The sequence below is a fragment of the Fluviirhizobium alvei genome (genome assembly GCF_030551875.1).
Taxonomy (GTDB): Bacteria; Pseudomonadota; Alphaproteobacteria; order Rhizobiales; family Rhizobiaceae; genus Rhizobium_E; species Rhizobium_E alvei.
Window position 1 is genome coordinate 410,099 of record NZ_JAUOZU010000006.1, and the last position, 20,631, is coordinate 430,729.

A 20,631-nucleotide genomic window follows, 5' to 3' on the forward strand; every position below is an offset into this window, starting at 1 on the left:
GTGAAGAATAGGTGGCTCGTGACTGGCGAAATGAATGCAAGTGCTGATGCGGTGGTGATCGAACAGATGGTCGCCATCGCGCGGCGACGGTGGAAGATCGTGGCCGGTGCCATTGTGGTGGCGCTTGCACTGGGCTTTGCCTATGGCGAGAGCCAGCCGATCCTTTATTCTTCCTCGGCAACCGTCATCGTTCGCTCCGGTCCCACCGCTGATCCGGTGCGGCAGGGTGTACAGACCTCGACGCCGGAAGAGGAAGGTCAATTCCTCAGCCAGCTGGAACTTGCAAAATCAGCGAATGTTGCTGCGCGCGTCTATGACAAGCTCGGTCTCGTTGAGGGCGAGCGACTGGCAGCCTTTCTGCAGAAGCCAACATCCGGTTTCTCCAAGGGTGGCAATGCCGCTTCCTTTACAAAACCCTTCGTGGACAAGGAACAGCTGATCGCCATGCTCCAGCAGGGCGTGAAGGTCTCCCGTCAGGGACGCACCTATATCGCCGCCATCTCCTACACACATGGCAATCCTGAGATTACGCGAGCGGCCGCTCAGGCTTTTGCTGAATCCTTCCGGGATGAACTCGACAGCGTGAATGTCGCCGCCGCGGAGCGCATCCGTGCCGTCGTCGAAGCCGAACTCGCCAAGGTCGAGCCGGCAAGCCGTGCGGCGCTTGAGGAGAAGTATCGCGATCAGCTGATCGCGCGCGCCATTCCCGGCGTCGAAGCGGCGGTGATTTCCGATGCGCGGTTGCCCGGAGCGCCGATTCTGCCGCGCAAGTCCTTCATCGTCATTGTCGCCGCGATCATCGGTGCTGCCATCGGTGCCGCATTGGCCGGCTGGCGCGAAATGACGGACCGCGGCATTCGTGACGGCGACCAACTGGCGCGCCGGCTCGGCCTGCGTTTCTTCGGCTATCTGCCTGCCGTCTCCGCCTACGCGAAGAAATCGACCGCCGTCGGTCAAAATGGCTTTGCAATGCCCGAGGATGCGAGGCATTCGGTAGGTGCCCGCTATTCGCGTTTCAGCGAAAGCCTGCGCTCGGTCGCGTTATCGGTGCTTGCGCTGGGAGAGCCGGGCAGGGGCGTTGTCCTTGCCGTCACATCGACATTGCCGGGCGAGGGCAAAACGCTTGTGGCCGCCAACCTCGCCTCGCTGATCGGCCATCAGGGCAAGCGCGTGCTGCTGATTGACGGCCAGTTCCGCGATCCCGATCTGACTGGCTGGTTGAGCGGACCGCGCGAAGCTGGCGCAATTGACGTGATTGCGGGGCAGGCGTCCTTCGCCGAGCAATCCTATCAGGATGCCGCACTCAACCTTTCCTTCCTGCCGGCTGGCGGAAAATCGGGCGCAATCGATCCGGCGGCCCTGATTGCCGGCGGTCAGTTTGGTGCCTTCCTGGAGGGGCAACGGAAGAATTACGATGTGATCGTGCTCGAAACGGCCTCGATGACGAGTGCTGCCGATGCCGTGGCGCTGGCGCCGCTCGCGGATGCGGTGCTGCTCGTGTGCGAATGGGGCGGCCCATCGCCGGCATTGATCGAGACCATGCTCACGGGCGAGCCGCAGCTGCGCGAAAAGATCGCCGGCCTTCTTGTGACCAAGACCCGGCTCCGTAAACTGCCGCTCTACATGTCGAAAGCATCGCGCGGCGCTTACCAGAGCCGGATCGGCTAATACCAAGCGTCAATGATAGAAACCGTTTGCGTGGAACCGGACGCCTTCATCCGACGCGGAGCAGACCGGAGAGCGATGCAAAGGCATCGATCGAGGATTGCGACAATGTCGGGGAAGGATGTCCGGCCCATCCGAAGGATCGGGCGCTTTTGCCCTCCGGGCTTCGTCGAAAATCCGCGCCGGACCTTTTGGTCCGACTGTGGTTTTCTCCTCGCCGGAAACCAAAATCGCTCCGGCACAATCGGTTCCTATCATCGACGCTTGGTATAAGGCCTATCAGAAGCGCTTGCGCTCGCGGATCAGCTTGGCCGGATTGCCGCCATGGATTTCCCATGGCGCAATCGACTTGACCGCAACGCCGCGTGCGCCCAGCACCGCACCTTCGCCGATCGTCACGCCGGGGCCGACAAAAGCCTCGGCGGCCACCCAGGCCTTGGCGCCGATGGTGATCGGCTTCGGAATGAGCTGAAAATTGGCATCATCCGGATCATGCGTGCCGCCGCAGAGATGGGCGCGCTGGGAAATGATCGCATAGTCGCCGATCTCGATCCGGTCCATATCATAGACGATGACGCCGGGCCCGATCACCGAGTGATCGCCCATCGTCAGGTTGGGCGGATACCAGATTGTGGTTCCGGGATAGACGCGGGCCTTGCTGGAAATCCTGGCGCCGAAACTGTTGAGCAGAAACCGGCGCCATCCGTAAAGCGGCACCGGCGTCCAGCGGCCAAGCGTTGCCCAGGTCAGGTTCCATGCCGCGCGGAACAGGCGGTGTTTGAGCGGAAAGCTCGGGCCACCTTCACGCGGATTGCTCTCCTTGGCGTCAAGAACGCTCATGCTCTTTCCTTCCAGCAGCGTGCATCGTCATAAAGGGCCATAAGCCCATCCCGCACGCTTTGTTCCGAATAATGGTCTTCGACCAGTTGGCGGGCGGCTCCGGCCATCTGGCCACGCGCGTCCGCAGAGAGGGTGTGCGCAGCCTCAAGTGCCGGCCGGATCGTCTCCGGCGTAAACCCGCTGCGGATCGCTGCATTGCGTTCAAAGCCGATGGCCAGATTGCATTCGGGCGACAGGATCGCCGGCTTGCCGGCCGCCCAGGCTTCCAGCACCGCCATTGGCAATCCCTCGCTCTTGGACGGGAGCAGGAAAAATGTCGCAGCCCCCATCGAACGATGCTTCTCCGTGCCATATTGCGGGCCGGCAAACAGCACATTGCCGAAGCGGGCATCAAGCTCCAGGGCACGCTCCTCGAACCCCTCGATCCCATCGTTCCAGCCACAGAAGATGAGGGCGGACCGATCACGGAATGCCGGATCGGCAACCGACAGGTTTTCCCAGGCCTCCATCAGTTCCATGCAGCCCTTCTTCTCGTGAATGCGGCCGAGGAAGAGATAGATGTCGCGCCCTTCGAATTCGGGGCGGAACCAGTTGGGCTTGTGGCCATCGTCTTGGAAGGGTTCGGCAAAGTTCGGGATGATGCGTGCAGGTTGGCCGGAAAGAAACTCCGCCACATCCGAACCTTCCTTGTCGGTGAGAAGGTGGAAGCCTGCCGCGCGACGCAGAAAACTGTTCTGATAGAGGCCGGAGACGGCGGATTTCAGCCTCGGCGACCGGGCCCGGATCCAGGGTTCCAGCATGCCATGTGGCGACACGACATAGGGTTTGCCGGTCATCAGCGACCAGGCATGGGTCGCGGCCGCCTGAAACTGCCAGACACCATGCACATGCACGAGATCGGGCTTGGCGCGCAGAAGCGAGGCCAGCATGCCCGGTGCGAAACTGTAGCTCTTCGGTCCGAAACTGCGATGGCGGAAGGTTCGCGCCGGCTGCCATTGCGACCAGTCGACCCGTTCTTCAGACTGATCGAGCGCATGGACGGTAATCTCGTCGAAACCGGCTTTTGAGAGCGCCTTCACATGCAGGCGCGCCGCTTCGGATACGCCGCCGCCAAGCGGCGAGAATGTGGGCAGGACGAGAGCGATACGCCGGATCATCCGCGCCCCCCGATCCGCACCAGAATGTCCTGCAGGCGGGTGAAATTCTGCTGATAGGTGCGAACGGCGCCGTTGATTTCGGCTTCGCTCTCGGCGAGATGCTCGTAATCGTTGGTGACGCAGCCGATCATCTCGTCGAAATCGATCGCATCGATCGGCGTATGGCGATGGCTGAGCTTGAGATCGTTCATGATATATTCGGTCTTCGGCAGATATGCGATCGCGAAGGTCGGTTTGCCGGCCATCATGGCGAAGATGCAGGAATGGAACCGCGTACCGAGGAAGATTTTCGATCGCTGGATCATGGCCCTGAGGATATCCGGCTCGCGTCCGGTCTCGTCGATCACGATCGGCAGCTTCGCCTTGGCACGCACGATATGGGCAGTCGGCAGGTCTTCCGAAACCTGATTGAAGATCACTGGCGTCAGGCCGAACTTCTCCTGCATATGGTCGGCAGCCCGCGCCACGCAGTCGGTATAGCGATCGTAGTCGCTCTGCGGATCCTTCGATTTCGGGAAAGACCAGCCGACCACCGTCATGCCGAAAATCGGCCGATCTGCGTCAAGGCCGAGCTCGGCGAACACCGCGTCGATTCGAGCGCGATCGCTTTCGACCCGGTCGTTCCAGAAGGCACTGTCTCCGGTGCGGAACACCTGGCGTTCCGGCAGTTTGAGATCATGGGCGAGAAAATCGTAGGAATAGCTTTCGCGGGCGCAGAGGAACGGCACCTTGCCGAGCACGGATTTCGCCACCCAGCGCGACACGGGACGTTCGATCGGCCCGACGCTCTGCGGCGCGAGAATCACGGTTTTGCCAAGGATGGTGCCGAGATGGACATGCAGGAGCGCGATGAAATAGGCGAAATTGGTATCATGGATATAGCCGCCCGGCGCCGAGATAACGACATCGGCATTGCGGATCGCCAGAAAGGTTTCGCGCTGCTTCGCTGGCAGCAGCTTGTAGAGGCCAAGCCAAGGAATATAGGCCGAGATCCAGGCCAGACCGAGATAGGCGAGCGATTTCACCCGACCCTTGACGCCGCCGCCGGCATTGCCGATCCGCTCCGACCAGGCAATGTCCGGATGTACGGCACTTGCCGTATCCATGCCTTCGAAAACGGCACCGGCGATTTCCGCATCGGGATGGACGGCGCGGATTTCGTGAACGCATTCGTCCAGCAAGACGGAATCGCCGCGATTGGAGCGACCGAAAGCGTTGACGATCATGAATTTCATCGGTTGACCCTGAATTGGTGACTGTGTGGGGCTGGATAAATCGGCCAAATGTGCGCGAATTATGAAGCTCTTAGGAAAACGTCCTGCCAGACTGGGGGTTCCATGTCAAAGCAGGTTGGAGAGCCGTCTCGGGGGCGACTTTCCCGTCTCGCAGTCGGCTTGTTGCCAGGAGGCCGAGGAAGGCTGGCCAAAGCGGATTGGCGAGCAGGAAATTCGAGGCTGGCATGGCAAAGACCAGATTGTAGACAAGGTAGAAATAGAGAAACATCCGGCCGCGATCTAGCCTGCCATTGGCAAGATCGACGACGAACCACAAGACCACGCACGCAACGATCAAGGCGAGGAGCGTGAGACCCGCAAGGCCGAACTTGTGGAACACCGCATAGTGCAGGAAGTGGATATTGTGGACTTCGTTGACGCCGAGCAACGCATGCTGTCCTACGGTGCGATCAACCGAGCCCGCCATATCGACGGTACGTCCCAGCCCCTTGCCAAACAGCCATTCCGCGTCGGATGCCTGTTCGTAATCCTCCATCACCTTCTGGCCCTCATAGACACGCTGGTAGGACGAGACGTGATTGTAGATATCGTCGCCCTTCATCAGGAGAATGGCTTCCTTGACGTTACGCGGCAGAAGTTCGACCGTCGCATCATCGAGCGACAAGGCGTAGAGAAGACCGCCGATGGCCGCGAAAATGACGAAGAACAGCGTCACCAGGTAACGCCGGTAGAGCATGAAGATCAATCCGGTCGCACCGATGGCAAGAATGGACGCGCGGTTGATTTCGATCTGCACAAAACCTTCGTTCGAGCCCAGGTGAATGCAGAGGTAGATGATGGCCGAAATGGCTTTTTCGATCAGGCTGCGGCGCATCAGAACGCCATAGAGCGCAATCACCTCGAACAGGACATATTGATAGTGATTGTCCTTGTTGAAGACCGAGAGGAAAGCGAAGACCAGCATCAGTGCCAGAAACGGCAGCGAATAGAGGCTGTCGATGGTGCGGGCGACCTCGCCATTGCCATGTCTTGCATGGCGAAACAGCTGGAACATCAGAACGCCGGTGACGATATAGAGCGACCAGGCGCCGATATAGGGCGTGGCATTGCCATTGGAGAAGCCGACAACAGCGGAGACAAACCCGGCGACCAGCATGGCGATTGCCAGCGGATGTGGCACCAGCACCGTAAGGCGCACCTTGTCGAACAGAAGGGCCAGCATGAAGAAGCCGAGCGAATAGGCATAGGCGCCGGCATTCAGATAGGGTGTCTTGGCGAACCCGACGATTCCGACCCCATGTTCGAGCCCGATCGAAACCAGCCCATAGAGAATGATGAAGCCGGAGAGATAGACGCTGAAGAGATCCATCCCGGCCAGGCGCCCGAGCAGCGTTTGCGGCGGCCTTGGCCTAGTTGGCGCTGCCGACATGGACATGTCTCCTCAGCCAGATCAAAGACAGGGATATCACGATGGCATGTGAAACGAGATCCGCCAAGATAAAGCTGTTGATGCCGAGCAGCATGACCATCCCATAGGCAAGGAGGACGGCGACACTGACCGCGGTGATGCGGGCAATCGCCGCGAAGTGATAGAGGCCGCGCGCGAAAAGGCCCTGCACGAGGGCCTGGCCGATCGCCTCACTGACGATGGTGATGGCGAAGAAGCCAAGAAACACCCAGGCATTGCGGGCAAATCCGTCGAGGACATTGCCGGCCAGAACACCGCCCAAGGCAATTCCGGCGAAAAGTACGATGGCTATGGCGAAGCTTGCTTTCTGGATCAGCAGCATGGCGCGCACCGAAAGGTGCGGCGTTTCCATGACGGCAGCAACCAGACGCGGAAATTCGACCCGCCGGGCAAAACCGGCAACCTGACTGGCGGCACCGACAATCTGTTTTGCATAGACCAGCAGCGCGGTTGCTTCTGTTCCGAGAAAGGCATTGGCGATGGCAAGCTGGACACGGAAATAGAGTTGACCCGGCATCAATCCGGCCAGCATCGAACCTTCCTCAATGAAGGCTTGCCTGATGCCGCTCGCGGACGGGCGCACCAGACAGGGTCTCCATCCGGCGACTGCCAGCGCTGCAAGCTGGATGGCAACGGTCGCGAGATAGCCGATCGTAAGGGCCAGTCCCGTCATCATGCCGGCCATCTCCGGCGTTTGTCCACTTGCGAGTACGAGTGCGATCGCCGAGGCGAGATAGGCGATCGATCCGGTCAATCCGCCGATGCCGCTCTTCTGCAATCCGTCGAGAAAACCTGCAGCATTGAAGGCCCAGATCAGGATGCCGGGCAGGGCATAGAGCAGGTAGTTGCGGCTGAAGGGCGCCAGATCAAACAGAAACAGGCTGGCAAGCGCAGCCGATAGCACCAGTGCCGCCATGGTCAGACGGAAGAGGGTGATTTCCCAATAAGCCCGCCAAACGTCGCTGCGCCCCTCGTGGAGAAAGGCTGTCTTGGCAACCTGTCGCGCCATGACCGTAAGCGAACCGGCCTCCACCATGATGATGGCCAGCATGGCAAAGGAGAAATGGGTGCCGAAGAGAGCCAGCAGTGCGCTGTCATTCTTGGCGACAAGATAGGTCTGGGCGAGGAAGATCGAGCCCTGGCCGAGGCCGAAACCGCCAACCAGCATGCCGAGATTGAGAAGGCGCCCGAAGGCGCCTCCCTTTGGAACTGATGCCGCAGCCATCCTGCTCAGCCGGTGACGGCGTTGATGAAGGAGATGCAGCCATCCTCTTTGGACAGCATGCGGGAGAGATCGGCCTGCCGTTCGCGCCAGTCTTCGCGGTCGCCGTGCGAGGCTTTTTCGATGGCGCGCGCCAGCGCGTGCGCATCGCCGGGCGGTGTGATGATGGCACTGTCGCCCAGAAACTCGGCGAGTTCGGTTCCGGGTTCTGCCGTGACGACCACCGGAATGCCGGAGGCCAGCATGCCGCCAAGTTTCGAGGGCAATACTAAATCAGCAGCGCCGCGTTCCTGCGGTAGTGCGTGCAGGCTTGCGAGGTTCATGAATTCATTGAATTTCTCGTAAGGCTGGAACGGCAGGAAACTGACATTCTCAAGCTTGCCATACTTCTCGACTAGGCCACGCTTGGCGGGACCTTCGCCTGCGATGATAAACCGGATCTTCTTGTTCGACACCAGCCGTTCTGCTGCGTCGAGAAGCGTATCAAGGCCCTGCTTGGCACCGATATTGCCCGAATAGAGCACGATGAAATCGTCATCGGCATAGCCGAGCTCATGTCGGTAGGCCGAAATCCGCCCGAGCGGATAGATATGCCCGAGATCGACCCAGTTGCGAACGATGGCGACCTGCGACGGCTTGCCGGTCTTGGCGACCAGTCGCTCGGCCATGCGCGAGGAAATGGTGATGATGCGGTCAAACCCCTTCAGCGTCACCTTTTCGAACAGATAGCCCAGCTTCTTCAGGAAGCCGAGCGATTTCAGATGACCGACGGCAAAGGCTGCGTCCACTTCGAGATCCTGCACATGCAGCACGGTTCTCGCGCCAATGATCTTGGAAGCGAGAATGGCAAGCGGAGCGGCAAAGAGTGTCGGTTCGACGCAGATGACGAAATGCGGACGATTACGCAGGATCTGCCAGAGAACGACGGGCGCAGAAGTCGCCGCAAAGCTCATCGGCGCGATCAGGCGCCAGATGCCACTCATGTTCTCCTTGAGGAACAGCGGAACCCGCAGGATCTTCATGCCGTTCTTGTGCTCGGTCGAATAACGGTTGCTATAACCGTCCTTGACAGCCCAGCCCGGATAGTGCGGCGGCGTGGTGACAACCGTCACATCGGCCTTCTGGCCGGCCAGATAATCCGCAATCTCACCGGTATATTTCCCGACGCCGGTGATTTCGGGCGAAAAGTTCATGCCGTACAGCACGATACGCTTGCCGGCGATATTGCGATCGGCATCCGTTTCATTCCTGTCCGCCAGGTTGCTCTTGGCAGTCGTCTTCATTTTCGTCTGATCCGATTTATGCTCTGTGCTAGACTTCAGTTCCAATGGTCTCGGTTCTTCCCAAGCGCTCCGCGATCGTGTCGATCGCAAAAGGCCTGCTACTTAAACGTCCGGATGGCGTTCGGGTTCCCGTTTTCCAACCAGCGCCGCGATCCCGAGATCGCATTCAAACAGTCTTTCCCCGCACAATAGCCACTGTGACCCCCGTCACGCCGCTCTTCTCGCTCAGAATAATGCCCAAATTTAGACCGCAATCGGGTTTTCCCTCGCTTGCGGTGCGGTTCGGACAGCCTCTGAAAGGCGAAATTTTTCGAGAAGATATCGACGTCGAAAAATCATGAACCATACTCATATAGGTTTCGCAAGCGGTTGAATTCGGGTGATTATGTCGCAGTTGGCCGCGGCGGCGCTTTTTCCCGGAATTTTTTGCAAGGCTTGCATTTGCGCAACATTTAGGCAGCTTTGCCGAGGGTCCGGGGGAGGGGCGTGTTCGTTCACAGGCTTATTGTGATGCGGGTTTGGGGCTGTTGGTGTTACGAAAGGAAACAGGTCATTGAAATGACCAAATCTGACACCATATGAGGCTCGCTGTCCGCGTCGGACAGACTCGCAACAACCTGGATCAAAGGAGGAAATGTATGGGTCGATCCATGTTCGATTTCGTTTCTTGCCATCCGTTTGACGCGTGTGTTCAGGGCTCAGCCAACAATTGGCGCTGTCCCTCAGTACGAATGTAAACGCTTCGTCGTTCGTATCGTTGAAAATCGACTTTTGCATATCCCATTCCTGCGAATGGGCATCATGGAGTATTGCCATGGATAAACAGGTGATCGAGTTCGCCGGTGAGCCGGTGGGAATTGCTGTTCCGGAAAACGGAAAGCTCAAATTCATCGCGGTCAAGTTCCACGTCATGGATCTCGACAACAATGTCTACCGTTCCGTGGAGGACGTCGAGACTGCCATTGCCGCGCTTCCGAAAGTGCGCCCGGATTTGCACGCCTGGTGAGGGCAATTGTGCGAACCTGAAAACGCCGCCTCCGGGCGGCGTTTGCATTCGGGGTCGGTATCGATGCGAAGTCGGTTATCACGCGTCTTCGGTCAATTTCATACTCTTCCGGTTGCTCTATTTGCGTTTATTGCGAATTGTCACTTCGCATGCGCAACCGGTCGTTAACATTAATCATACAATAATTCTCGTCATGGTTACCCGAATGTAAACCGGGCCTATGTTGCTTTTGGAGTATGGTTTTATGGCGAGTATCTTGACGAATACGTCCGCAATCGCATCGATCGACCGGCTGCGCGGTCTCGATCGCTCTCTCAATACCACCGAAAACAGGATTTCCAGCGGGTTGCGAGTCGGTTCGGCATCCGACAATGCGGCCTACTGGTCGATCACGACCACGATGCGTTCGGACGACAAGGCGCTGGCGGCCGTCAAGGATGCGATTGCACTTGGAGCGGCCTCTGCGGATACCGCCTATATCGGCATGAACCAGGCAATCGATGTCATGTCGGAATACAAGGCGAAGCTGATTGCGGCACGCGAGCCGGGCCTAGACCGCGACAAGATCAATGCGGAACTGACCGAGTTGCGCGAACAGATGCGTACGATTGCCGAGGGTGCCAGTTTCAATGGTGAGAACTGGTTGGTGACGCAGAATGGCAATACCGAAACCGATCGCAAGCTCGTCGGTTCCTTCATCCGGGGTGAGGATGGACAGGTCCGCGTCGGCGAGATCACCTATTCCAAGGGTAGCGCAGGCACTCCGAACCGCCTGATCGACGAAACAGGGCCGGGAACGTTCGGGATCCTCACGCAGCCGGGTCTTGCGAGTGGCTGGGATACCCACATGTCCGGTTACGTGTTCATGACCGGAAAGGATGCCTGGCCGTCAGCTCGCCTGATGGAAGTCGATAATTCGACCTCAAACGAGGATATCGACATCATGATCAGCGGCACGGAATATATGATGCAGTTGATGACAGATGCCGCTGCCGATCTCGGTGCCATATCGAGCCGGCTCGAGCTTCAGACGGAATTCGTCCAGGACATCCGCGATGCGTCCAACCGCGGTGTCGGCAAGCTGAGGGATGCCGAACTCAATCTGGAATCCACCCGTCTGAAGGCGATGCAGACGCAGCAGCAGCTCAGCATCCAGGCTCTGTCGATCGCCAACAGCAATGGTGACAATTTGCTGTCCCTTTACCGCTAAAGCGCTGGCAATCGTTGATCAGGCCTTTGCGGGCCGCATTAGAGATAGGAGTTCCTCATCGCTGAGCGGACGCACGAGTGCGTCCGATGTCGCGACGGGGTTGAAGCCGAACATCTGGTAAAGCTGCAAAGCGCGCGGATGATCGAGCGTGTTGGTGGTCACCGTCACAGTCTTCGGCTCCAGCCCCCAGATCCCGTAAAGAACCTGCAGCAGGAACCATTTGCCAACACCAAGGCCGAGCGCATGTTCCATCAGGCCGAAATGGCAGAGCTCGATCGTGTCGCTGTCGGTCTGGAAATACTCGGCGAAGCCAGCCGGTGCGCCGTCGACATAAAGAACGGTGATATGCGAGCGAGGATCATGCAGGAGCTTTTCCAGTGCCTCGCCGCTCATCCGCAGCCGATCGACCCAGTGCCAGCGCTGTCCGACCTGCAGATAGAGATATCGGTAATAGGCGGCCGGAATCTTCTCGACCCGCATCAGCGCCACATTCAGGTTTGACGGCAGCGACAGGCTCTGATGCGGCGGAGCAGTCATTTCGAGCCGCGTGATATGCGCTTTGACGGCTTTTGGCTTCTTGCTGGGAACGGCCATGCCTCATTCCTTGCCTGTGACGACGGGCGTGTCATCGCGCCCGCCCCATTCGGTCCAGGAACCGTCATAGAGCGTATTGGCGGAATGGCCGACGGATTCGAGCGCGAGCGTGATGACCGCAGCAGTTACGCCAGAGCCGCAGGAGGTAACGACCGGACGCGAAAGATCGATACCCGCTTCTTCAAACACGGTCTTGAGTTCGGAGACCGGCTTCAAGGTGCCGTTGCGGAGAAGGTTGCCGAACGGAAGATTGCGAGCGCCCGGCATATGGCCTGAACGGACGCCCGGGCGCGGTTCGCTTTCGTCACCGGTGAAACGGCCCGCACCCCGCGCATCGGCGATCTGGGTGCTGCCGGACCCCACGATTGCGCGCATGGCGTCAAGCGTCGTGACCTTGCCGAGATCCATACGTGCAGCGAAGGTCGCCGGCTGCGGCTCCGGCAGATCGCTCGTCACCGGCCGGCCTTCGGCCTTCCAGGCATCCATGCCGCCAGCCATGACATAAACGTTACGCGCGCCCATCAGGCGGAAGAGGAACCAGACGCGTGGCGCCGAAAACAGGCCCGGTCCATCATAGACAACAATCGTGTCCTGATCGGAAATCCCCATCTTGGAGACCTCGATGGCAAAGAAGGCGGGATCCGGGATCGTATGCGGCAGGTTGGTCGAATGGTCCGCGATCGCGTCCTGATCGAAGAAGACGGCTCCCGGAATATGCGCTTCGGCATATTCGGCCGCGGCATCGCGTTTCTGGGCCGGAAGATACCAGGATGCATCAACCAACCGGAACTGCGGTGCGCCAAGGTTCTTTTCGACCCAATCGGTCGACACGACATAGCGGCTCTGATCGTCATCCATGGTCAAACCTCCCGTATCATTGTTCGGAAAGGGCGTCAGGCTTGCCGAAACGAATTCGGAAGCGCCTGTTTTCCTTTCCCTTTTTCTCGATTTTAGCGATGTGGATATCGCCGACTTCCTGCGTTTCGGACACATGGGTGCCGCCGCAGGGCTGGCTGTCGATCAAAGCGTCTTCGCCGATGCAGACAAGGCTGACGCGCCCCAGGCCAACCGGTGGCCGGACATTTTTGGATTTGACGATGCCGGGATTGGCGATCAGCTCTTCATCGGTGATCCATTTGAGGAAGACCGGATGATTGGCGGCGACGATCTCCATCATCTTCGCCGTCACTTCATCCTTGTCGATCGTCTCGGACATGTCGAAATCGACGCGGCTTTCGTCTTCGCCGACAGCGGCCCCGGTGATCGGGTAGGAGCAGACGACGGAAAGGATATGGCAGGCCGTATGCATCCGCATCAGGCGGTAACGTCGCGCCCAATCGATATGCAGCACAACGGCTTCGCCAGCCGAAAGCGTCGGCTGGCCGTCTGCCGGGATATGCAGGATGATATCCTTGCTGTCGCCATGGATGGTGCGGGCGATCTCGATCCGGCTGCCGTCGGCACGCTCGATGAAACCGGTATCGCCCGGCTGGCCGCCGGATGTGGCATAGAAGCAGGTCTGGTCGAATTCGATGGCGCCATCTTCCCTGACCGCTTCGACCCTGGCTTCCACTGTGGAAAGGTAGAAATCGTCGCGGTAAAGCGGGAGGACGGGCATGAATCACTCGATCGGTTCGAAGGGCGGTGCAATCGCACTTGTTTTCGCCATCCAGGCCGGACTTGGCAAGCCCTTGCTTTCCAGAAAGGCGGGATTGAACAGTTTCGACTGATAACGGTTACCATAGTCGCAAAGGATCGTGACGATCGTGTGCCCCGGTCCGAGATCCTTCGCGAGCCGGATAGCGCCCGCGATATTGATGCCGGACGAACCGCCGAGGCAGAGACCTTCCTCCTGGACGAGATCGAAAATCAGGGGCAGGGCTTCCGCATCGGGGATCAGGTACTGGAAGTCTGGCCGGAAACCTTCGAGGTTGGCCGTAATCCGCCCCTGGCCGATCCCTTCGGTGATCGAGCCGCCGGACGATTTGAGTTCGCCGTTGGCGTAATATTCGTAAAGTGCCGCCCCTTCGGGATCGGCAAGGCCGATCTTGACGTCCGGATTGAAGCCACGCAGCCCCATGCCGACCCCTGCCAGCGTGCCGCCGGAACCGACCGCGCAGATGAAGCCATCCACCTTGCCATCGGTATCTTTCCAGATTTCCGGAGCCGTCATATCGATATGGGCCTGACGGTTGGCAACATTGTCGAACTGGTTGGCCCAGATGGCACCGTTCGGCTCGGTCTTGGCGAGCTCTGCGGCCAGGCGGCCGGAAAGCTTCACGTAATTGTTCGGGTTCTTGTAGGGAACCGCGGGCACTTCCACCAGCTCGGCGCCAAGAAGCCGAAGCGCGTCCTTCTTCTCCTGGCTCTGGGTTTCGGGAATGACGATGACCGTGCGGTATCCGAGAGCACCGGCGACCATGGCGAGCCCGATCCCCGTATTGCCGGCGGTGCCTTCGACGATCACACCGCCCGGGCGCAGCACGCCACGTCGTTCTGCATCGCGAATGATCCAGAGCGCGGCACGATCCTTCACGGATTGGCCGGGATTGAGGAATTCGGCTTTTCCGAGAATGGTGCATCCGGTCAATTCGGACGCCTTCTTAAGCTTGATCAGCGGCGTGTTGCCGATGGCTTCGAGGACATTTGCGCGGACTGACATTCTGGATTCCACCCTTTGATGCGGCCAATGACGAAGGCAGCTGTTTTTCACGTTCTGGCATGGAGGCGCAAGGAATTATCTTGCCTGCAATTTACTTGCAGGAGGAATAGCTTTCCCAATTGCCGGCGCCGGCACGAATGGATGCGAAATCGGCAGGCTCTATCGCTGATAGACGACCTGGTGCACATCGATATTGCGGGCCCGGAAGCCGGCTTCGCAATAATAGAAGTAGAACTCCCACAGGCGCTTGAAGCGATGATCGAAGCCCAGCGGCTGCAGGCGGTCCCAGACGCTCCAGAATGCCTGACGCCATTCGGCCAGTGTGCGGGCATAGTCTGGCCCGAAGCCGAGTTTCGCCACCATATCGAGGCCGATTTTACGGCCATGGCTTTCAAGATGCTCGAGAGTCGGAAGCATGCCGCCCGGAAAGATGTATTTCTGGATGAAATCGGGATTGTTCCGGTACTTGAGATAGGATTCCTTGTCGATCGTGATCACCTGCAGGCCAGCGCGCCCACCCGGCTTCAGACATTGACCGAGCTTGGAGAAATAGACCGGCCAGTATTTTTCCCCCACCGCTTCGAACATTTCGATCGAGACGATGCGATCATATTTCGCGGTTTCGTCGCGATAATCCTGGAATTTCAGCTCGACTCGGTCCGAAAGGCCCGCTTTCTGCATCCGTTCCTGGGCGAAGCGAAGTTGTTCGCGGCTGATCGTCAGACCCGTGACCTTGCAGCCGATTTCGGTGGCCGCATATTCGGCAAAGCCGCCCCATCCGCAGCCGATCTCGAGCACATGATCGTTCGGGCCGATGCCGGTTGCTTCGGCGAGCGCCCGATATTTCGCGCGCTGGGCACTGGCCAGATCCTCGGCGCCGGTCTGGTAGAGCGCCGACGAATAGGTCATCGTCGGATCGAGCCATTCGCGGTAGAAATCGTTGCCGAGATCATAGTGGGCCGAAATGTTGCGCTTCGAGCCGCTTTTCGTATTTGCGTTCATCCAGTGGCGGAAACGATCGATCCATTTGAGCACGCCACGGGCGCCGTTGGCAAAGCGTCCACCGACATGCTCGTTCACGAGAAAGAGTTCGAGAAACTGCCCTGCATCCGGACTGTCCCAATCGCCATCCATGTAGCTTTCCGCCACGCCGATGGCCCCGGTCGAAAGCGCCCGGCTGATGAGGTTCCAGTTCTTCATGGTGACCGCTGCCTTCGGACCCGCCGCTTGCCCCCGGATCGTCAGCTGCCGGCCATCGGGAAGCGTCATGGTGAGCGCGCCGCGCTCGAGCTGGCTCAAGCGCTCCAGAACAAACCGGGCGGTTGCCGGTAGCCCTCGCAACAACACAGCTGCATTTGCCGTCGTCAATACATTGCCATCGGTATCTGGCATCATCATGGTCCCAGACATTGCCCCTCCGTTTCCGATGGATGCATTTTAGCATCCTCTATTTCTTGTTTTTTAAGCCATTTCCGCAAATTTTCGACCGTTTGTCGAGGGGCAAGCTGGTTGCCCCTGCAAATTTTGGCTGCTGGAGTTCAGGAATTGCCGAGTGACTGAAATATTTCCAGCGCACGCTTGCGCGCAAAGTCATGCGCAATCATCGGATGTGGGTAGGTTTTGCCAAGGGTGATGCCGGCCGAGCGGAGGATCTCTGAAGGTGCCTCATGCGGACGATGGATATAGTGGTCGGGCAATTTCGCGAGTTCCGGGCAGAAAGCACGGATGTAAGCACCGTCGGGATCGAAGGTTTCGCCCTGTTTGGCCGGATTGAAGATGCGGAAATAGGGAGCCGCGTCAGCGCCGCACCCGGCGACCCATTGCCAGGATGCCGCGTTGCTGGCTTGGTCAGCATCGACGAGCGTATCGCGAAACCAGCGCTCGCCATGCCGCCAGTCGATCAGCAGATCCTTAATCAGGAACGAGGCGACCACCATCCGCACGCGATTGTGCATCCAGCCGTGGCGCCAAAGCTGGCGCATGCCGGCATCAACGATCGGATAGCCGGTCAGGCCACGATGCCATTGTGCAAGCAGCATCTCGTTGTCCTGCCAGGGAAAAGCATCGAATTTGGCATTGAGATTCGTCGTCGCCAGATCCGGTCGATGAAAAAGCAGGTGCCAGGAGAAATCGCGCCAGACCAGTTCCTTCAGGAAATGCGTCGTGTCGTCGATCGGAATTGTGTCCGGTAAGGCGCGGACCATGTGCCAGATGCGGTGAGGGGAGATCTCGCCGAACGCCAGATGGGGGGAAAGAAGCGAGGTCGTCCGCCCTGCGGGAACATCGCGTCTGGCCTTATATCCATTGATGGCCCCGTCCAGAAATTCCGCCAAAGTCGATTGCGCTGCGGCTTCGCCCGGCGTCCAGACCTCGGAGAATCGCGATGCCCAGTCCGGTTTCGTAGGCAACAGCGCCCAATCGTCAAGTGAATCGCTGTGCATGGGCGTGTTCACCGCCTGTATCGCGGTTGGTGCAGGGATCGGGTCGAGCGGAATGAGGCTGCCCTCGAGGGCACGCCAGAAAGGCGTATAGACCTGGTAAGGACGACCGTCCTTTGTCAGCAGCCGCTGCGGCTCATGAAGAAGGAAGCCGGCAAAGCTCTCGACCCTGGCGAAGTGTTCACGCAGCTTCGATTTCAGGTCCGTGTCGGCCCGGATACCGTCCGGGTCATAGCGCCGGTTCCAGAACAGGCAATCGGCACCGGTTTCGTCCGCGATCCGGGAGAGGACCTCTTCAGGGGAGCCTGTTCTAAGGATCAATCGATTCCCACAGGCGCGAAGCGCCTGATCGAGCCGTTCCAGCGAGTGGTGAAGCCACCAGGCCTGTGCCGCGCCATTGGCGCCCGAAAGGGCATCGCCGGGTTCGCGGATGAAGATACAGATCACGGGGCCGCCACGCCGACAAGCGGCGTCCAGGGCCAGATTGTCGGCCAGACGAAGGTCGCGGCGAAACCAGACGATCGAAGCGGGGGAGGTTATGTCAGGCTTGGGCATGCTTTACACTTGGCTGAAGGCGTTTCGGTCGCAGAACCCTGCCACCGCGCACCTCTTACGCCAAAACAAAAAAGCCGGATCACTTGGATCCGGCTTTTCGAAAGCTAGGCTTTAAAACTGGCTCCCCGGGCCGGATTCGAACCGGCGACCTGTCGATTAACAGTCGAATGCTCTACCGCTGAGCTACCAGGGAATACCGCGTCGCCGCGGCGTTGGTGGCCTAATACAAATGACCGGACGATTTGCCAAGCGGTTTTTTGAAAAAAATGTGTATTCCTGCAATTCTTGTTTCGCATTTTCGCGCAAATGCCGAGAAATCCGGACATTCTGGCCAATGAAAAAAATCTGCGGTCGATAGGGACGGAATTTCGTCGCAAAACGTCTTGCAGACGCCAATCCTTCCTGTTAGAAGCCCGCCATTCCGCCGGGAACGTTGGTTCGCACTGAATTTCCCTGCAAGCAAACGGACAACTAAGCTCTTTGGCTTATCCGTTGGCACGAGAGGCCTCGTGGCGGAGTGGTTACGCAGAGGACTGCAAATCCTTGCACCCCGGTTCGATTCCGGGCGAGGCCTCCAAACATTTCCATGAATGAAATCAAGTGTTTGGCGATTTTGGATACGGTCGAAAGCCGTTCTATTTGTCGCGTTCGTGTTGCAATCAATTTCCGTTTAATTTCAACGAGTATCCGGCATGCTCGGCAACTCCACGCGACATGAATTGCAACATGGAATCACTGTTTGGCGCGGAAAATGATCCAAATCGTGTTGATTCTGAGCGGGTATCCGGGCCGGCTTGCTTCACTTCAGCAATGACAGGGCCGCATCGGCTAGTTCGCCGCCGTCATCGCCTCGCGGGAATAGGTGCCCATAGGTATCGAAGGTCATCGTGATTGAGGCATGACCTAAGCGCTCCTGGACCATTTTCGGGGGGAGACCAAGGCCGCCATCTTCTTTTCGATTGATGCACCAGGAGGCGTAAAAGTGCCGAAGGCTATGCAGTCCGGTATATTTTGCTTTCAGGACTGGATTGCCATCGGAATCAATTTCGCTGGTTTTGATCGTGACGCCGGCTGCGATCATGGCAGGGATAAGGCCCTTGTCGATGATATTGGTATGGGATCTAGGCTCGCCGTCAGGATTGGCAAAGACAAGCGCCGAATCGCTCGATTTCAGTTTCAGTTCCTTCAGGGCGTTGATCACCACGGTCGGCACAGGGATTGTCCGGACACCAGCGCTCGATTTCGGCGGACCGATCTCACCGAACTGATCGGCGCGCTGCGCAACTCGGATCTCTTCGTGTTTGAAATTCACGTCCTGCCATCGCAGCCCGCGCAATTCGGACGATCTCATGCCGGTGAAGACCGCAGTGATCACAAGCGGCCGCCAATGAGGCGACAGGGCGCCCAGGAGCGCTTTGACCTCTTCTCGCGTTGGAATGTCCACTCCGACCTCCAGTCGCTTCCTGAGGCGGTTTTCCTGCCGTTTCTCGCGGCCGTTGCGGGATCCCTTGATGTCTCGGACCGGATTGCGCATCGCAAGGCCGCGCTCATTGGCATCCGCAAGGATCGAACCAAGGGAGGTCAGCACCTTTTTCGTCATCGCCGCAGATCGGCCACCGGCACGAAGCTTGTCTTCAAAGTCGCGAATCACCGGCACTGTAAGCTTTGAAAGCAGGGTCGGGCCGATCAGCGGTACGATATGGTTTGCCAGGTGGCTCTTGCGTTGATTGATCGTCGATCGCTCGAGGCCGGCAGTCTCGCCGGAAGCTATCCAGAGGGCGCCGGCTTTCGCAACTGTAACCGACGCGCTGTCGGCAACGTGGACGCCTTCCCGAACCTCTACCGCGGCCGTCGCCGCGAACTGGTCGGCCTCTTTCTTCTTCGCGAAGGTTTTCAGCCTGCGCTTGCCCGCCATGTCCGTATAGTCGACCACCCAAGCGCTCTTTTGGTCGCCCGCCGGCGTGGTCCAGGTGCGTTTACGAACAGACATTCAACGCCTCAATCGTGATTGTATGGGTCGCGGCCCTGATAAACAGCCCACAGCACATCAAGTTTGGATGCCAACTTCTCCACCTGCTCGTTGAGATCGCCAATCATATCGTACACCGATGAATCGTACTGATCTTCTTCAGCGAGTGTGCGTTCGATCCTCGTCAAGATCTCTGCATTCAGCGACCGGCCGTTCGATCCGGCTTTCTCGGAAAGTTTATCACGCAAAGACGCGGGTAGCCTGAGCGTAAGTCTGATTTCATTTTCGTCTACCAACCGAAAACCTCCGAAATGTCATTTGACGTCAAATATCACCAAACCGACACCATGTCTTGACAAAAAATTCCAATTGCACCATTGTGGTGTCTAAATGGTGACAGAAGGTAAAAATGTCGAATAAATTGGAAGACGGCGATTGCTCGGCTATCGAGCCACTTGATGTACAATGGGGTATCGCCAGTTTGGCCAAATACATCCGGCGCACGCAGCGCCAGACGTATCATTTGGTCACCACGGGCCAGGTCCCGGCAAATCTAGTCGGCGGCAGGTGGACTTGGAGCCCTCGTCAAGTACGTGCAGCTCTGGTTCCAGAGCGCAGTGGTGACGCAGCATGACCCGTCCATTCACCACCGATCACGAGCGCAGCGCGGCCGTCGAACTGGCCGCCCAGTGGCTCGCCGACCAGGCCGGCGGCATCGTTCGGCCAATTCCTGCGCTCCAAGAGCGGTTTGGACTCTCGGCTCTTCAGGCAACGGAAGCTTGCGCGATGGCCGCGAGAATGCGGACCTACCGGAGTGCCCACGGATGAGCACGCGATCAGGTTTGGCAGCTTCGGCAGAGGCGCAGGACTTCGTATTCTCGACGCGCCCGAGGCGACTTGAATTGACCGCTTCTCGACCCTTGCGTTGGCCTTCCAAGGCTGACATCGCTAACGGCTACGTCAACCTTTGGATTAGACTGGCGGGTAATGCGTTAGCCGACATGCGGCTTTCGAAAGCGACCATGAAGGCGATCGGCTCCCATGTTTCTCGTCGTGACGGAGCTCTTCGACTTACAGACAAAGCTCTTTCTGTTCGCTCAGCGCGGTCACTCGCATCAACGAAACGAGACATCCAGCGGCTCAGGCGGCTGGGGTTCCTCATCGTCAGTTACGAAGCAGGCGATGGGCGCCAAGAGCGAATTCGGCTCCTCCATTTGGCCATTCCGGACGAACTGAGGTCGTCTCAACGTATCCCCCCTGAAAAAGGCGGGGAGGTCGTCTCAACGTATCCCACATACGTTGATCCTCTTGACTAAGGGAGAATGCC

The 20,631-nt window shown here is 58.6% G+C and carries 18 protein-coding genes and 2 tRNA genes; 5 read left to right on the forward strand and 15 right to left on the reverse strand.

All coding sequences use genetic code 11. The annotated features are described in order from the left end of the window. The first annotated feature begins 18 nt into the window (after nt 1–18). On the forward strand, nt 19–1,668 hold the full coding sequence (locus tag Q4481_RS08335) for a nucleotide-binding protein (protein WP_304375877.1): 1,650 nt from the start codon (nt 19–21) through the stop codon (nt 1,666–1,668). 276 nt (nt 1,669–1,944) lie between these two features. Here the strand turns inward: Q4481_RS08335 and Q4481_RS08340 are convergent, their stop codons facing one another. The 6 genes from Q4481_RS08340 to Q4481_RS08365 all read right to left on the reverse strand — a co-directional run bounded on the left by Q4481_RS08340 (nt 1,945) and on the right by Q4481_RS08365 (nt 8,870). Then, complete coding sequence (locus tag Q4481_RS08340; protein WP_304375878.1) at nt 1,945–2,505, reverse strand: LbetaH domain-containing protein; 561 nt, start codon at nt 2,503–2,505, stop codon at nt 1,945–1,947. Continuing rightward, a complete protein-coding gene (locus tag Q4481_RS08345; protein ID WP_304375879.1) occupies nt 2,502–3,662 on the reverse strand; it encodes a glycosyltransferase in 1,161 nt (386 codons plus the stop codon). Before Q4481_RS08345 ends, Q4481_RS08340 begins: the two co-directional genes overlap by 4 nt. Then, nucleotides 3,659–4,897: a polysaccharide pyruvyl transferase family protein gene (locus Q4481_RS08350; protein ID WP_304375880.1), complete on the reverse strand. Its 1,239-nt coding sequence runs from the start codon at nt 4,895–4,897 to the stop codon at nt 3,659–3,661. Before Q4481_RS08350 ends, Q4481_RS08345 begins: the two co-directional genes overlap by 4 nt. 70 nt (nt 4,898–4,967) lie before the next feature. Continuing rightward, nucleotides 4,968–6,326 (reverse strand): hypothetical protein, encoded by a 1,359-nt coding sequence (locus Q4481_RS08355; RefSeq protein WP_304375881.1) that lies wholly within the window; start codon nt 6,324–6,326, stop codon nt 4,968–4,970. Further along, nucleotides 6,307–7,590: a hypothetical protein gene (locus Q4481_RS08360; RefSeq protein WP_304375882.1), complete on the reverse strand. Its 1,284-nt coding sequence runs from the start codon at nt 7,588–7,590 to the stop codon at nt 6,307–6,309. The genes Q4481_RS08355 and Q4481_RS08360 overlap by 20 nt, the downstream gene beginning before the upstream one ends. A 5-nt stretch (nt 7,591–7,595) precedes the next feature. Then, nucleotides 7,596–8,870 (reverse strand): WcaI family glycosyltransferase, encoded by a 1,275-nt coding sequence (locus tag Q4481_RS08365; RefSeq protein ID WP_304375883.1) that lies wholly within the window; start codon nt 8,868–8,870, stop codon nt 7,596–7,598. Nucleotides 8,871–9,684: 814 nt separating this feature from the next. On the opposite strand from Q4481_RS08365, the gene Q4481_RS08370 reads away from it, so the two are divergent. Together Q4481_RS08370 and Q4481_RS08375 are read left to right on the forward strand one after the other, a co-directional pair. Beyond that, a complete protein-coding gene (locus Q4481_RS08370; RefSeq protein ID WP_304375884.1) occupies nt 9,685–9,876 on the forward strand; it encodes a hypothetical protein in 192 nt (63 codons plus the stop codon). Nucleotides 9,877–10,132: 256 nt separating this feature from the next. Then, entirely contained in the window at nt 10,133–11,086 is a 954-nt protein-coding gene (locus Q4481_RS08375) for a flagellin N-terminal helical domain-containing protein (RefSeq protein WP_354542183.1), read from the forward strand. A gap of 18 nt (nt 11,087–11,104) precedes the next feature. On the opposite strand, the gene Q4481_RS08380 is transcribed toward Q4481_RS08375, so the two are convergent. The 7 genes from Q4481_RS08380 to Q4481_RS08410 all read right to left on the reverse strand — a co-directional run bounded on the left by Q4481_RS08380 (nt 11,105) and on the right by Q4481_RS08410 (nt 17,528). Then, nucleotides 11,105–11,680: a GNAT family N-acetyltransferase gene (locus Q4481_RS08380; RefSeq protein WP_304375886.1), complete on the reverse strand. Its 576-nt coding sequence runs from the start codon at nt 11,678–11,680 to the stop codon at nt 11,105–11,107. Between the two features lie 3 nt (nt 11,681–11,683). After that, a complete protein-coding gene (sseA, locus tag Q4481_RS08385; RefSeq protein ID WP_304375887.1) occupies nt 11,684–12,538 on the reverse strand; it encodes a 3-mercaptopyruvate sulfurtransferase in 855 nt (284 codons plus the stop codon). A 16-nt stretch (nt 12,539–12,554) separates the two neighbouring features. After that, nucleotides 12,555–13,298, reverse strand: coding sequence for an alanyl-tRNA editing protein (locus Q4481_RS08390; RefSeq protein WP_304375888.1), 744 nt, complete (start codon nt 13,296–13,298; stop codon nt 12,555–12,557). A 3-nt stretch (nt 13,299–13,301) separates the two neighbouring features. Further along, nucleotides 13,302–14,342, reverse strand: a complete 1,041-nt coding sequence (locus tag Q4481_RS08395; RefSeq protein WP_304375889.1) for a cysteine synthase A — start codon at nt 14,340–14,342, stop codon at nt 13,302–13,304. A 159-nt stretch (nt 14,343–14,501) separates the two neighbouring features. Next, on the reverse strand, nt 14,502–15,752 hold the full coding sequence (locus tag Q4481_RS08400) for an SAM-dependent methyltransferase (protein WP_304375891.1): 1,251 nt from the start codon (nt 15,750–15,752) through the stop codon (nt 14,502–14,504). Nucleotides 15,753–15,880: 128 nt separating this feature from the next. Next, a complete protein-coding gene (locus tag Q4481_RS08405) occupies nt 15,881–17,335 on the reverse strand; it encodes a cryptochrome/photolyase family protein (protein WP_304375892.1) in 1,455 nt (484 codons plus the stop codon). 118 nt (nt 17,336–17,453) lie between these two features. Next, nucleotides 17,454–17,528 (reverse strand) — tRNA-Asn (locus Q4481_RS08410). Nucleotides 17,529–17,838: 310 nt separating this feature from the next. On the opposite strand from Q4481_RS08410, the gene Q4481_RS08415 reads away from it, so the two are divergent. Continuing rightward, a tRNA-Cys gene (locus tag Q4481_RS08415) sits at nt 17,839–17,912 on the forward strand. A 222-nt stretch (nt 17,913–18,134) separates the two neighbouring features. Here Q4481_RS08415 and Q4481_RS08420 read toward each other — a convergent pair. Both Q4481_RS08420 and Q4481_RS08425 read right to left on the reverse strand, forming a co-directional pair. After that, nucleotides 18,135–19,325 carry a tyrosine-type recombinase/integrase gene (locus tag Q4481_RS08420; RefSeq protein WP_304375893.1) on the reverse strand — a complete coding sequence of 397 codons (1,191 nt, stop codon included), beginning with the start codon at nt 19,323–19,325 and terminating at the stop codon, nt 18,135–18,137. Between the two features lie 8 nt (nt 19,326–19,333). After that, the gene (locus Q4481_RS08425; RefSeq protein ID WP_304375894.1) at nt 19,334–19,600 is read right to left on the reverse strand and encodes an Arc family DNA-binding protein; all 267 of its coding nucleotides are present in this window, start codon (nt 19,598–19,600) and stop codon (nt 19,334–19,336) included. Between the two features lie 334 nt (nt 19,601–19,934). On the opposite strand from Q4481_RS08425, the gene Q4481_RS08430 reads away from it, so the two are divergent. Continuing rightward, nucleotides 19,935–20,132 (forward strand): hypothetical protein, encoded by a 198-nt coding sequence (locus tag Q4481_RS08430; RefSeq protein WP_304375895.1) that lies wholly within the window; start codon nt 19,935–19,937, stop codon nt 20,130–20,132. The last annotated feature ends 499 nt before the right edge of the window (nt 20,133–20,631 follow it).

What these genes read in the sequence shown, in the direction of transcription:
- Q4481_RS08340 (WP_304375878.1), bottom strand. Translation starts at nt 2,505, where the DNA reads ATGAGCGTTCTTGACGCCAAGGAGAGCAATCCGCGTGAAGGTGGCCCG.
- Q4481_RS08345 (WP_304375879.1), bottom strand. Translation starts at nt 3,662, where the DNA reads ATGATCCGGCGTATCGCTCTCGTCCTGCCCACATTCTCGCCGCTTGGC.
- Q4481_RS08350 (WP_304375880.1), bottom strand. Translation starts at nt 4,897, where the DNA reads ATGAAATTCATGATCGTCAACGCTTTCGGTCGCTCCAATCGCGGCGAT.
- Q4481_RS08355 (WP_304375881.1), bottom strand. Translation starts at nt 6,326, where the DNA reads ATGTCGGCAGCGCCAACTAGGCCAAGGCCGCCGCAAACGCTGCTCGGG.
- Q4481_RS08360 (WP_304375882.1), bottom strand. Translation starts at nt 7,590, where the DNA reads ATGGCTGCGGCATCAGTTCCAAAGGGAGGCGCCTTCGGGCGCCTTCTC.
- Q4481_RS08365 (WP_304375883.1), bottom strand. Translation starts at nt 8,870, where the DNA reads ATGAAGACGACTGCCAAGAGCAACCTGGCGGACAGGAATGAAACGGAT.
- Q4481_RS08370 (WP_304375884.1), top strand. Translation starts at nt 9,685, where the DNA reads ATGGATAAACAGGTGATCGAGTTCGCCGGTGAGCCGGTGGGAATTGCT.
- Q4481_RS08380 (WP_304375886.1), bottom strand. Translation starts at nt 11,680, where the DNA reads ATGGCCGTTCCCAGCAAGAAGCCAAAAGCCGTCAAAGCGCATATCACG.
- sseA (WP_304375887.1), bottom strand. Translation starts at nt 12,538, where the DNA reads ATGGATGACGATCAGAGCCGCTATGTCGTGTCGACCGATTGGGTCGAA.
- Q4481_RS08390 (WP_304375888.1), bottom strand. Translation starts at nt 13,298, where the DNA reads ATGCCCGTCCTCCCGCTTTACCGCGACGATTTCTACCTTTCCACAGTG.
- Q4481_RS08395 (WP_304375889.1), bottom strand. Translation starts at nt 14,342, where the DNA reads ATGTCAGTCCGCGCAAATGTCCTCGAAGCCATCGGCAACACGCCGCTG.
- Q4481_RS08400 (WP_304375891.1), bottom strand. Translation starts at nt 15,752, where the DNA reads ATGTCTGGGACCATGATGATGCCAGATACCGATGGCAATGTATTGACG.
- Q4481_RS08405 (WP_304375892.1), bottom strand. Translation starts at nt 17,335, where the DNA reads ATGCCCAAGCCTGACATAACCTCCCCCGCTTCGATCGTCTGGTTTCGC.
- Q4481_RS08420 (WP_304375893.1), bottom strand. Translation starts at nt 19,325, where the DNA reads ATGTCTGTTCGTAAACGCACCTGGACCACGCCGGCGGGCGACCAAAAG.
- Q4481_RS08430 (WP_304375895.1), top strand. Translation starts at nt 19,935, where the DNA reads ATGACCCGTCCATTCACCACCGATCACGAGCGCAGCGCGGCCGTCGAA.